The 12,640-nt window shown below is 49.9% G+C and carries 12 protein-coding genes; 6 read left to right on the top strand and 6 right to left on the bottom strand.

Going from position 1 to position 12,640, the window contains the following annotated elements:
• Positions 1 to 34 precede the first annotated feature (34 nt).
• Positions 35 to 820, top strand: a complete 786-nt coding sequence (locus ABC502_RS10415; RefSeq protein ID WP_330088949.1) for a putative porin — start codon at positions 35 to 37, stop codon at positions 818 to 820.
• Here the strand turns inward: ABC502_RS10415 and ABC502_RS10410 are convergent.
• Entirely contained in the window at positions 817 to 2,331 is a 1,515-nt protein-coding gene (locus ABC502_RS10410; protein ID WP_345915853.1) for a sensor domain-containing diguanylate cyclase, read from the bottom strand. The two genes, ABC502_RS10415 and ABC502_RS10410, sit on opposite strands and share 4 nt — an antisense overlap.
• An 85-nt stretch (positions 2,332 to 2,416) precedes the next feature.
• Positions 2,417 to 2,998, bottom strand: coding sequence for a thymidine kinase (locus ABC502_RS10405; RefSeq protein ID WP_330088947.1), 582 nt, complete (start codon positions 2,996 to 2,998; stop codon positions 2,417 to 2,419).
• 147 nt (positions 2,999 to 3,145) lie between these two features.
• Here ABC502_RS10405 and ABC502_RS10400 point away from each other — a divergent pair, with 147 nt between their 5' ends.
• A complete protein-coding gene (locus tag ABC502_RS10400) occupies positions 3,146 to 3,565 on the top strand; it encodes an MAPEG family protein (protein WP_345915852.1) in 420 nt (139 codons plus the stop codon).
• Between the two features lie 38 nt (positions 3,566 to 3,603).
• A complete protein-coding gene (locus ABC502_RS10395; protein ID WP_330088953.1) occupies positions 3,604 to 3,990 on the top strand; it encodes a DUF2750 domain-containing protein in 387 nt (128 codons plus the stop codon).
• Between the two features lie 53 nt (positions 3,991 to 4,043).
• Here the strand turns inward: ABC502_RS10395 and ABC502_RS10390 are convergent, their stop codons facing one another.
• From ABC502_RS10390 to tsaA, 3 genes are all read right to left on the bottom strand, one after another.
• Complete coding sequence (locus tag ABC502_RS10390) at positions 4,044 to 5,774, bottom strand: proline--tRNA ligase (protein ID WP_345915851.1); 1,731 nt, start codon at positions 5,772 to 5,774, stop codon at positions 4,044 to 4,046.
• Positions 5,775 to 5,851: 77 nt separating this feature from the next.
• Positions 5,852 to 6,904: a galactose oxidase gene (locus tag ABC502_RS10385; RefSeq protein ID WP_345915850.1), complete on the bottom strand. Its 1,053-nt coding sequence runs from the start codon at positions 6,902 to 6,904 to the stop codon at positions 5,852 to 5,854.
• Complete coding sequence (gene tsaA, locus ABC502_RS10380; RefSeq protein WP_330088943.1) at positions 6,864 to 7,586, bottom strand: tRNA (N6-threonylcarbamoyladenosine(37)-N6)-methyltransferase TrmO; 723 nt, start codon at positions 7,584 to 7,586, stop codon at positions 6,864 to 6,866. The genes ABC502_RS10385 and tsaA overlap by 41 nt, the downstream gene beginning before the upstream one ends.
• Before the next feature lie 186 nt (positions 7,587 to 7,772).
• On the opposite strand from tsaA, the gene purU reads away from it, so the two are divergent.
• Together purU and ABC502_RS10370 are read left to right on the top strand one after the other, a co-directional pair.
• On the top strand, positions 7,773 to 8,609 hold the full coding sequence (gene purU / locus ABC502_RS10375) for a formyltetrahydrofolate deformylase (protein ID WP_330088942.1): 837 nt from the start codon (positions 7,773 to 7,775) through the stop codon (positions 8,607 to 8,609).
• 77 nt (positions 8,610 to 8,686) lie between these two features.
• Entirely contained in the window at positions 8,687 to 9,211 is a 525-nt protein-coding gene (locus ABC502_RS10370) for an H-NS histone family protein (RefSeq protein WP_330088941.1), read from the top strand.
• Between the two features lie 52 nt (positions 9,212 to 9,263).
• Here ABC502_RS10370 and ABC502_RS10365 read toward each other — a convergent pair whose 3' ends face one another.
• Positions 9,264 to 10,010 (bottom strand): YciK family oxidoreductase, encoded by a 747-nt coding sequence (locus tag ABC502_RS10365; protein ID WP_330088940.1) that lies wholly within the window; start codon positions 10,008 to 10,010, stop codon positions 9,264 to 9,266.
• Between the two features lie 213 nt (positions 10,011 to 10,223).
• Between ABC502_RS10365 and ABC502_RS10360 the strand changes: the two genes are divergently transcribed.
• A complete protein-coding gene (locus ABC502_RS10360) occupies positions 10,224 to 12,617 on the top strand; it encodes a VolA/Pla-1 family phospholipase (protein WP_345915849.1) in 2,394 nt (797 codons plus the stop codon).
• Positions 12,618 to 12,640: the final 23 nt, after the last annotated feature.

Genomic DNA, 12,640 nt, shown 5'->3' with positions numbered 1-12,640 from the left:
TATTTAGAATAAAGTACTATAAGGACAAATAATTATGAAACGCACTCTGCTTGCTTCTTTGCTTTCTGTGGTATCAGTCACGGCAATGGCTGCCAGTTACCAGAACGAGTCTTCGTTAAATTTTAGCTGGGGCGATGTCGTTCAGGCTGATCTGCAGCAGTGGGAGTTTTCCCATCGCTATTTTCTGACACCAGTCCAGGGCAATGTGGCAGCACCCTTAGCAGAGTCAGCATTTCTTAGCCGTAACAGCAATGTATTCGGTGATTATGTACGTGGCACACAGAAAGAAGATGGTATCAAGCTTAGCTCCTCTTCCTGGCGCCTGGGTGGCGAGTACATGGACAGCAGCCATGACTTTTATGTCGGCTTTGAATTTGAAAGCATCAACCGCTCCAGCACCAAATCTGCTTTGACCCAGTTGGGTTACTTCTTTGATTCGGACTGGCTGGTTACCTTCGATATCGATCATACCCGCCCGGATAGCGCAGGTACCCGCACAGAGTTTGGTTTTAGCACCAAAAAATTGATGCGTTTACCGACTGGTGATCACCTGAATGTCGAAGCGAGCTACCGGGATCTGCGCAGCACCAGCCGCAATGCCTACAGCTTTGGTGGTGATTACTATTTTGGCAAAGAGTTATCCGTTGGTTTGTTTTACGACTGGACATCGAAGAACATCGTAAGTACTGCGCAGGATTCTTTCACAGTGCGTGGCCAGTGGTTCCCGATGAATAATCTGGCGGTGCGGGCCTCTGTCAGCTTCGATAGCTTTGAGACGGGCGAGGACTTGTACACCGTTGGTGCCAGCTATCGTTTCTAAGCGGTAACTGTGGCATAACACACCTGATTCCGCCCTTGTGCCTTAGCCCGGTAAAGGGCGGTATCTGTTTGATGAATGAAAAACTCAGGGCTGCTGTTTTTATCTGGTTTCATCAGGCTACAGCCAATGCTAATGGTAAGACAATCACTCACCGAATGTTGATGGGGGATGGCCAGCTGCTGTACCGCGTGCAGTAAGTTTTCAGCGGTGGTTTTCAGTTGTGCTATCTGAATGGATGGCAGAATGATGGCAAATTCCTCACCTCCGTAACGGGCTACCAACTCACCTTGCCGCTGGATGTGATCGCGCAACAGGCTTGCCACTCGTTTCAATGCATCATCGCCGGCCTGGTGGCCATAGTTGTCGTTGTAAGCTTTGAAGTGATCAATATCAATCAGTATCAGCCCCAAAGGTTGTTTATTTCTGGCGCAGCGATGTAACTCCTGCTGTAGTACTGTATCAAACTGACGTCTATTGGCGATGCCGGTGAGCCCATCCCTGCTGGCCAACAGCTGCAGCTCTTTATTTGCCTGCATCAACTGCTGCTGCACCTGCTGCAGCGACACTCGATCGCGGACATTTTGTATGGTATTGCCAATCATATGGCCAACCAGCTTCAGACGGCGAATATCGCTGGCTGTCCAGGCACGTTTACGAGCCACCATATCACAACCAACAAAGCCAAGAAGCTGGCCATGACTGAGCATGGCAGAGCAAAGAATGGACTGAATATCTTCCCGCTGGAACTCACGTTTTTCAAGGGCCGCTTCCGCAGGCAACTGACCAACATCCTGTACGGCAAAAATAGCGTCGGCTGCCAGAGTTTGCCAGATGAATGGTTGAGCTGCTTGGGGAAGATCCTGCAGCCGTTCAATATGGGAGGATATACCTGCTCGAACCCACTCATGGGTATTGCTCATGGTGGCCTTGTCGTGGTTCATTAAAAAAACATAGCTGCGGTCAGCGTGGCAAAACTCTCCCAGAGCAGCCAGTGCACTTTGAATATGTGTATCCAATTGTTCTGGTCTTACGTTGATGAGTTCTGTCGAAATGAGCGACATCAACTTATCAAAGGCGAGAGCCTCTGTCAGTTCACTGTCATCATCAGCCGTCCACTTGCTGACGGGAAGTGTTGTCTGCGGCTGACAAGGGCAAAGTACAATTAATACTGTGCTGCTTGAGGTAAAATGAAACCGGATCAGTTGTGCTTTTAACTCAACGGTTAGACCGGTCGGCAGGGTAACGCACTGTTGCAGTGCCGAGCCACTTAAGGCAAGCAATAAAGGGTTATGTACCAGTCCCAGCGGCTCTTTACTATCCGGATCTGCGAGTGAAATTTGACGTACATCGCTCAGCGACAACACCGCTTGGTTCATGGGTAAATCCAGCAGCTCTAGGGCTGCTGAATTGGCATAGATGGAGGCTTTGGCAATATCTTTGCACAGTAGAGCGGTTGGCAATGCATCCATGATGGCCCAAAAGGGTGGCGTTTCTTCTATGAGTCGTGTCATAACATCCTCAACGGCAGCAGCAGCCGAAACCTTTACAGGCTAAGCTTAGTGCAGCTATTGAGAAGCTACAAATGGCAGCAGACGGTTATGTCTCCGGATCTGCAGACCAGACCAGAGCTTTGAAATGCGCCCGGCACATAGATACATACTGCTCATTGCCACCTATCTGAATTTGATCGCCATGGCGGCTTGGTTTGCCATCGGCATCCAGTCGCACCACGAAGTTGGCTTTACGGCCGCAATGGCAAACGGTTTTTAACTCGATCAGTTTATCGGCCCAGGCCAGCAAAGCTTCGCTACCGGCAAAGGTATTGCCGGTAAAGTCAGTGCGCAGGCCATAGGCCAAGACAGGAATATTGAGCGCATCAACCACATCGGTTAGCTGCTGCACCTGGTTGCGGCTTAAAAATTGCGCTTCATCTATCAAGACACAGTCCACCTGCTGTTGCTTAAGCTGGTTATAGAAGTGGTACTCTGCATCAAACAAGGTTGCAGGCATAGACAAGCCGATACGGGAGCTGATTACACCCTCACCAAAACGGTTGTCGATGGCGGCAGTAAAAAGCGCAATTTGCATACCGCGTTCACGGTAATTGTATGCGCTTTGCAGTAACGATGTGGACTTGCCGGCATTCATTGCCGAATAGTAGAAATACAATTGAGCCATGTTTGTTTCCGGTGCTAAATTGCCGGAGTATACCAGAGCGCGATGGGGAATTGACCACTTCGGTCTGCCTTTCGCAGCCGGTACTGGTAACCCTTGCCTGGATACTATAAGCTGAGCGAAAATTCAGGCCTGGTCGTGGGAGTTCGAATGGATAAATGGTTACTATTGACCGTCTTTGGTCAGGTTTTGCTAACCAGCGTCGTGTTAATTTTAATGGGGCGGCGACGTTTTGCCGCTGCACGCCGTGGTGAGTTATCGATGGATGCTTTTGCGCTGATGCAGCTGGATAAAGCCAATGCGCAGGTGATAGCGACCGGGCGCAATTTTGACAACCAGTTTCAAATGCCAATGCTGTATTTGTTTGCTGTGGTATTTATTTTGCAACAGGGACTGGCCGATGCATCTTTTGTGCTGATGGGGGCCTTCTATCTGCTATTGCGGGTGTTCCATGCGTTGATCCATACTGGTAGCAACCGATTGCGTTGGCGCTTTCGTACCTTTGTATACAGCTGTGCAGTGCTCTGGGTGATTTGGTTGCGCTTGTTATGGTTGCTTTTTTTCGGATAAATTTCGTCGGAGACAGTCCGACCTATGTGAGGTGAATGATGGAATACCAGTTAAGTCGTGACGAATTGACTAAGTTAGAACAGCTGGCACCCGAACAGCGTTACGAGTATTTTGTACATGCCGTTGCCGATTTGGATACCATTTGGATCCTGGTGGATGATGAAGGCTTTGTGTTGGTGAGTGCTGAAGATGAGCGTTGTATCCCGGTTTGGCCTCATGCCGAATTGGCCGAAAGCTGGATTGACGGCGAGTGGAGTGAGTGTCAGGCGCAGTCGATTCCAGTGGCAACCTGGCTGGAAAAGTGGACCTCTGGTCTGCAGGGGGATGAGCTGGCGATTGCGGTCTTTCCTGATGCGGAAGGTCCTGGCGTGGTAGTGACGCCCAGTGAGCTGGAAGAAGCGTTACAGGCTGAATTAAGCGACTAAATACCATAAACTCCAGTGCCCTTAAAGGGCGCTGGAGTTTATGAAAAGCCGAGTTACGCTTGCTGTACTCTGGCTTGCATCTCTGCCACTACGGCATCCAATGCCAGTAAGGCTTTATCGCCACTGCGGCGGTGCTTGTACTCGACCTGTTGCTGATCCAGGTTGCGCTCACCTATCACGATTTGGTGCGGAATGCCGATCAGCTCCATATCCGCAAACATAACACCCGGGCGCTCTTTGCGATCATCAAACAATACCTCAAAACCAGCCTCAGTCAGTTGCTGATAAAGCTGTTCAGCAGCCTGCTGAATACGAACTGATTTATGCATGTTCATTGGGATCAGTGCAATCTGAAACGGGGCAATCGCATCTGGCCATATGATGCCGTGTTCATCGTGGTTTTGCTCGATGGCGGCAGCCAGAATACGTGATACACCAATGCCGTAACAGCCCATAGTCAGGATTTGATTTTTGCCTTCTTCATTCAGGACACCTGCTTTCATCGCTTGCGAGTATTTATCTCCCAGTTGGAAAATATGTCCAACCTCAATACCCCGGCGGATTTCCAGGCTGCCCTTACCACAAGGGCTGGCATCACCGGCGACCACATTGCGTAAATCGGCAGTATCAAAAGCTGCACTATCCCGCAACCAGTTCACACCTGTCAGGTGATAGCCAGTCTCGTTAGCGCCGCAAACAAAATCTGCCAGCTGCGCTGCGCTGTGATCGACGATCACCGGGATGTTCAGACCTATCGGCCCAACAGAGCCAGGCAAGGCACCGGTCAGAGCTTTGATCTCCTCGTCACTGGCAAAGGTCAGAGGTTGAGCAACCAGAGGATGCTTCTCAGCCTTAACTTCATTGAGCTGATGATCGCCACGCAGCACCAAAGCAACAAAAGCCGGTGCTGAGCTGTCGTCGGTTGGCTCTGCCCGGACAAACAGCGTTTTAGCAATTTGCTGCGGTGTTAGTCCAAGGAAGCTGGCTACTTCTTCTACGGAGCCAACATTGGGTGTGCTTATTTTTTGTTGTGGCTGTGTTGCTGCCGGACGTTCAGCTTGCGGGGGCAGGGCGGCCGCCATTTCAACGTTGGCGGCATAATCACTTTCTGTGGAAAATGCGATGGCATCTTCACCAGAGCTGGCCAATACATGAAACTCATGCGATACACTGCCACCAATAGCACCGCTATCTGCCAGCACAGCGCGGAAATTTAGCCCCAGTCGGGTGAAGATATTGGTATAAGCCTGGTACATGGCATCGTAGGTTTTTTGCAGGCAATCCTGTGACAGATGAAAGGAATAAGCATCTTTCATCAGAAACTCCCGGGCCCGCATCACACCAAAGCGCGGCCGCCGCTCATCGCGGAATTTGGTTTGGATCTGATACAGGTTCAGTGGGAGTTGTTTGTAGCTGGTGACTTCACGGCGAATCAGGTCGGTGATAACTTCTTCATGGGTGGGTCCAAGCACAAAGTCGCGCTGATGCCGGTCCTGAAAACGCAGTAATTCTGCATCCATTTGTTCCCAGCGGCCGCTTTCCTGCCACAGTTCTGCATTTTGTACCATGGGCATCAATACTTCGATCGCACCGGCTTTATTCAACTCTTCACGGACAATACGCTCCACTTTACGCAAGGTGCGTACCCCAGTGGGTAAGTAAGTGTATAAACCGGATGCCAGCCGGCGGACCATGCCAGCTCGCAGCATCAGTTGATGGCTAATTACTTCGGCATCGGCCGGGGTTTCTTTCATGGTGGAGAGTAAATACTGGCTGCTGCGCATTGTCGACCCTGTCTGCAGTTCACAAAATTGCCGTATTCTAGCAAGGGCATGGCAGCAACGCCATGCCCAATCATGCGCTATTTTACCCTTTCAATTGAGTGCTGCAGTACCTGAGGTGTGACCTGCTGGCCTGCCAGCATGCCACCAATCGAATAGATAGCATCATTCACCTTGACCAAGCCCTGTAAGTCCATAACGGCTGTGGTGGGCTTGGCGGCCAACCATTGTTGCTGCGCGGGGGAATACAGCCAGACATTGGCTTCCGGCTCGGCTTTGTCGCCTTGCTCACTGACGCCATTGATATGGTAAAAGTGGCTACTGCCGCCAATAAAGACAGCAACAGCTTCATCATCAACAGTACTGTCGATAGCGGCCATACGAAAGCGGGCTTGTCCTGTTGGATGTGGAATAGGCTGCCACTCAATGCGCAAGGCATTGCGCGGGTTGATTTTCCCCTGGTAACAAGCCGGTTCGGTCGACTTAACACGCTGACCACTTTGGTAGCTCAGGCTGACCCCATCACAAAATACAATATGGTCACTGACGATAGCGCCGGCCAAACCATAGCTGGCCTTGCCTGGCATCGGGGTTGCCTGGCTCCACTGTTGAGTGAAGTTGTCAAACACTTGCACCAGGTTGACCGCACCATCATTGCTCCAGCCACCCACCAGGTACACGTAGCGATCCTGATAGGTCAGAGCCAGAGTATCATCCACCGGGACAGGGATCGGGTTGACTCTGTTATAACGTTGGGTTACCGGATTAAAGCGGTAAATTTCATCTGAGGTATTGCGATTACCCTGGCGGTCAATGCTGTAACCGCCAAAAACAAAAAAGTTATTGTTCAGTGCCACAGCACTGGCGGCAACCCGGCCAGGCAAGCGTGTCTGACTGGGGACTTCCGGCATACTGCTCCAGCCGAATTCACCTACGGTATGCACCCAGACTTTGTTGTGCAAGCTTTGGCTGTTCTTCTCCGGGCCTATGCCCATCATGCTGATCACATAGGTTTTGCCGCGCACGGTAGTGCTGGCCACGGCATTGTTGCTGACTGGCTCTGGTAACGGTGGCAATGCCAATACGCTGCCACTAACCAGCAAGCTCAGCAAGGGGAGTGATCGCATAGACATAATGATGTTCTCCTGTCACTTTCCATTGAATATTTAAGTTATAGAGTGTCATACCATAGCTCTGTTCACCAGCATGTTTCTTCTTGTAAGGTGGCCTCGGATCCTGTTTGAGTACTTTTTCAATCAGGGTTTTAAGTTCAGGCCAACGGCTCTGGTGAATGCAAAACTGCTCTGCTTCAGCAGAGAAGCTGACCGTCATCGCGGTTTCAGGGGCGTTGTCGGCAAAGCTGGCGCTGGCTTCCGGGATGGCATCTGAGTAGGGCAAATAGGGCTTAATATCCAGGATGGGCGTGCCATCCAGCAAGTCAATGCCAGCCAAATCCAGTTGCCATTGTTTATTCACACAGCGCACAGCTTCTAATTGTACGACAGAAAGGCCAATTGGATTAGGCCTGAATGTTGCTCGGGTTGCAAAGACGCCTTTGCGGGTATTCCCACCAAGGCGCGGAGGCCGGACCATGGGGGACCAGCCTTTATCGGCAGTTTCATGAAACACAAAGAGCAGCCAGAGGTGACTAAACTCTTCAATACCACGCACAAAAGGTTCGGCATTAAAAGCGTGATTAAAAATGAGTTGCGCTTTGGCCTCCGGAACCAGGCCTGGCTGCCGTGGGATGGCAAACTTTTGTTTGTAAGGTGAACGGATGATTCCAATCACATCAAATGCGTATTGTTGCTGCATGGGGCCTGCTGCAGTTTTAGTTGCTTAACAATGCCTTAGTATGACAGCTGAAGCCAGGAAACACCAAGCTGTGGCAGAGTAGTTGCGGTTTTAATGAACGGTTTTATGGCAATCTAAATGTCTTTATTTCCAGATGTTCGCAAAGTAGTATAGGGAACATAGTGTTCGTAAGGGAGTGATTGCAGGATGGAGCGCAAAATATTACGTACGGAGTGTCCGGATTCTCAGGGATTGATAGCCAAAATCACCGGTATTTGTTTTCAACATCAGCTCAATATTATTCGTAATACCGAGTACGTCGACCCGATTTCAGGGCAATTTTATATGCGTACAGAACTGGAAGGTGAGTTTGATGATAGTCGCTTGCTGGCTGAGCTGGATGCCGTACTGCCGGTTGGTAGCGAGCGCAGTTTAGAGTCTGCCAGTAAGCGTAAACGGGTGCTGGTGCTGGTAACTAAAGAGTCGCATTGCCTGGGAGACATTCTGATGAAAGTGTTCGATGGCAGTTTGCAGCTGGATATTGTGGCTGTGGTTGGCAATTATGCCGACCTTGCCAGTTTGGCAGAGCGTTTTCATATTCCTTTTCATCATGTGTGCCATCAGCAGCTTAGCCGCGAAGCACATGAGCAGGCACTGCTGCAGGTGATTGACCGTTATGCTCCGGATTATCTGGTGCTTGCCAAGTTTATGCGGATTTTAACACCAGCCTTTGTGCGTCGTTTTCCACAGCGTATTATTAATATCCACCATAGTTTTTTGCCAGCATTCGTTGGTGCAAAACCATACCTGCAGGCATTTGAGCGAGGTGTAAAAATTATCGGTGCCACAGCACACTTTGTAAATGATGCGCTGGATGAAGGACCTATTATTGAGCAAATGGTTACCCGGGTCGACCATAATTACGCGGCTCAGGATATGGCCAAGGCGGGGCGCGATGTTGAAAAATCTGCTTTATCGAAAGCTTTGCAGTTATTGCAAGAAGACCGGGTTTTTGTTCATGGTAATAAAACAGTATTGCTTTAACAATGGCTAGAAACCTAAACTCAGACTATGTTAGGATCCATACAATTTCATTCATGATATAGTATCGAGGTTACACAATGTCTTTATTGCTAAATAAAAAAGAGTTAAAAAAAGCGGCTGAAGAATTATCGGTTGTGAAATTGCAAGATGTGATCCGTCAATTAAACGACGTGCTGGAAAATCGGAAGCGGGAGACTGAAGCTCTGGAAGAGCTGAAAGATTTCGTCAAGCAAAAGGGCTTTACTTTCCAGCAACTGGGCATTTCTGTGCAGCATGAAGTGGTTTCTGTCGATGAACCACAGGCAGTCACCAGTAAGCGTCCGGTTAAACCAAAACTAAAGTCGCTCAATAAAGAAAAACAATACTTTTATGTTGATGAAGGCAAACTGCAATTATTAAAAACTCATACCATGAAGCAGGGATTACGTGATCGTGGTATTAGTATTTTGTCTTATGCGGATGTCAGTCAAAAGCATCAAAAAGATGTAGATGCACTGCTGGCCGAGGCTGAACAGCAAGCGATTGAAAACTTCAATGCCAAAGTAGGGGTCTGGAACCAGTGGGCTGAAGCCAATGGTGCTGAAATGTTAAGTCCTAAATAAAACTATTTTGTTGGATGAAAACCCCGGCTGAGATTGCTCAGCCGGGGTTTTTTTATGGCTTGGGTTGCGCGTCCAGTGATTGGCCATTTACCTGAATGCTATCATCGCCGGCCAGATACAAATACAGCCACATTAAATCCGCCGGTGTTTTCAACTGCTGCGCATTCTCAGCCGGGTAAGCGCGGGCCCGCATGGTAGTACGGGTAGCGCCTGGGTTAATGCAGTTTACGCGGACAGAGCTGCCTTCGTACTCATCGGCCAGCGTTTGCATCAGTCCCTCGGTGGCAAATTTAGACACGGCATAACTTCCCCAGTAAGCCCGCCCCTGACGACCAACACCAGAAGAAGTAAAGATGATGGAGGCGTGATCGGCTTTGCGTAATACCGGCATCAAAGCCTGAGTCATCAGCATAGGGCCTGTCAGGTTTACCTGCAGCACATCCTGCCAGATATCAGCTTTTATATGCTCAAAGGGTGCTAAACCACCCAAAATGCCGGCGTTGTGCAGCACAGCATCCAGCTTACCGAACTCGGCTTCAATTGTCGCGGCCAGATCCTGGTAATGTTTTTGTGTGGCGCCTTTCAGGTCAAGGGGCACAATAGCCGGCTCTGGCCACTGGTGCGCACATATTTCATCGTACACAGCGGTCAACTTGGCTGTGGTTTTACCTAATAAAATAACAGTTGCACCGTAACGGGCAAAAGTGAGCGCTGCTTCTTTACCAATGCCATCACCGGCACCTGTAACCAGAATGACTTTATCAGCCAGTAGACCAGCTGGCGCATGGTAACTTTTCATCCAATCATGTTCCTCTTTCTAAATTGCAGCAGCATACGCTTTTTGCAGTTTTTTTTCATCTTTTACGACAGATGCGCTGTTTTCAACTAGCGATTTTGGTTTGATTGGGTTAAGTTTAACTGGTCTAAGCTGTTGAGGGTAACAGCCCAAACCCAAAAATATTAGTCAACACACACTGTTGCAAAAATAAAAAGTGACGACAGGGGAGAATCTATGAAAAAGCTTTTACTGAGTCTGGCGGTGGCTTCGGCGTTAGGCCTTGCAGGCTGTGGCGACTCGCTGGATGATATTAAAAAAGACACCGAACAACAGGGGGAGGTATTAACACCAGTTTCTCGCGTGGTGTTTAACCCGGGTGCCGGTGCTGTATCAGTACCCAACGATTTGCTGTTTCTGGGTACGACCGATGGTACACTCACACTCGATAGTGCCAGCCAGGATTACAGCAATCCGCAAACAGCTTTGGGTATACTGGATGGCTGGTCAACCCAAAATCCTTTTAGTATTGAGCTGAGCTTTGCCCCGGATGTGACACTCGATGCTCAGTCTGCCAGTGAGCCTCAGGCTGTGCGTATTTTTGAAGTGGTCATGGGTGGCCCTACTTCCAGTGTGGATCAGTGTCGTGCTGTGCCACAAGGCGTTGCCTGTCAGTTGGTTGGCGAGTTGGTGTTTGGTCAGGACTTTTTTACTGCCGCTGCTGGTAATAATGTCGCAGTGATCCCATTCCGTCCTTTAAAAGCGAACACTACCTACATTGTGGCGCTCACTGATAAGTTACGTGACTCTGCTGGTCGCTCCATCAAGCCATCGACTACGTACGAGTTGTTGCAGCAGGATTTAGCGACTCTGCCACTAGGCTCGGCTCAGCAGCGTCAACTGCAGGGGGTGATCAACAGCTTTGAAGCGGTGGTGTCATCCACTGATTTAACGCGCTCCAGTATTATTTACACGGCAGCAATTACCACTCAGTCGACAGCTGATGTATTGGCAACGACCAAGCAACTGTGGGCTGGCGCTATTCAGCAGGGTGCTGCGCCTTCGCTGCAGGTGCAGGATACCGGGTTTCGGGTGTCTCAGGTTAGTCCGTTATTCCCTGCTGAGCTTGGTTTTGGCCAGGTCAGGCTATTTCAGGGTACTGTGACGCTGCCTTATTATTCGGGCGTGCCAACAGCGGAGAATCCGCAAGGTCCGTTGAATGAAAGCTGGAAAGCTCGCTGTGACAGCGGCGCTATCATTGCGGCCTTAAGCCAGGAGCAAATTACTGCGCTTGAAGCAGGTATCACCGATCAGGATCAATTGCTAAACGATGGTTTTTGCAATCTAGCTTCCAATGGAGCGCTTCGTGACTTTGATGTGGATCCGCGTCGTCATTTAACCAAATTTAACACCATCCCTTTACCACGCATGCAGGCGACCCTGGAAGTACAAATGACCCTGCCGGATGAAAATGCGTTTGATAAGCCTGCCAATGGTTGGCCTGTGGTAATGCTGCAACATGGCATTACCTCCTGTAAAGAAAATATGCTGGCAGTTACCAGTGCTTTAACTCAGGCTGGTTTTGCCACCGTTGCTATTGACCACCCACTGCATGGCAGTCGCGGTTTTGGCCCGATCAATGCTTCCGGCAGTAGCTGTGGTGCAGATTTTCCAGCCGGTGGGAATGCTACTGCGTATATGAACCTTGGCAATTTACCGGTAACCCGGGATAACCTGAGACAAAGTATTGCCGATATGCTCGGTTTGCGTTTGGCGCTAAACTACACTCAGGGCGCGGACCTGGATACCAGCAGGGTGCATCTGCTAGGTCACTCGCTGGGTGCTATCACAGGCTCATCCATGGCTGCTCTGGCCAATACGCCATTCAGTAATGAACAACTGGCGCCACTGGATCCTATGTTTGAAATACAAAGTGTGGTACTGGCCATGCCTGGCGGTGCTTTGGCTAACTTCTTATTGGACTCTCCTCAGTTTAGCCCACTGATCAAGGCCAGTGTGATTTTAGCGGCCGGTGATGCAGGCTCTAATGCCTTGGCTGCTTTTGCGATAGGCAGAGGTTGTCAGCCGCAATCCGATACAGTGTCACAAGCAGCCTTCATTGGTTGTGTGTCTCAGCATGTGAATGATTTTATGGTGGAAGGCGATAGTGCCGTACTGGCCCAAATCAGTGGCAATTTGACTCGCTTTGCTTTTGCGGCTCAAACCATTACCGAGGCCGGTGACCCAAACAATTATGTACAGCAATTGCTGGCAACGGAGACACCGGTGCATATCATGATGGTAGCCGGGGGTGATGGGAATTTACCCGATCAGGTGATTCCAAATGGTTTCTTCTCACCTGCAGCGGCTCTACAAGCCGGGGCTATGCCATTAGCTGGCACCGAGCCACTTGCTCGCTTGCTCCAGGCTGAAGCTGTGGCTCCAGTGGCAGGACCGGTGCCGGTTGATGGTGTTACCATCAGTCGCTTCAACGCCGGTGATCATGGCTCTATTTTAAGCCCCGCTGCCAGCCCTGCTGCGATGCAAGAAATGCAGCGGCAGATGGCAACTTTCTTTGCAACTGGTGGTGCTACCGTGGTGGTGACAGATTCTTCGGTACTCAGGGAATAACTTTTTCACCCTCCGCTTTGATA

It is taken from the genome of Alkalimonas sp. NCh-2, from assembly GCF_039631345.1.
Classification (GTDB): domain Bacteria; phylum Pseudomonadota; class Gammaproteobacteria; order Enterobacterales; family Alteromonadaceae; genus Alkalimonas; species Alkalimonas mucilaginosa.
The sequence above is the reverse complement of the archived record's forward strand: the minus strand, read 5'-3'. Positions and strand labels throughout refer to the sequence as shown.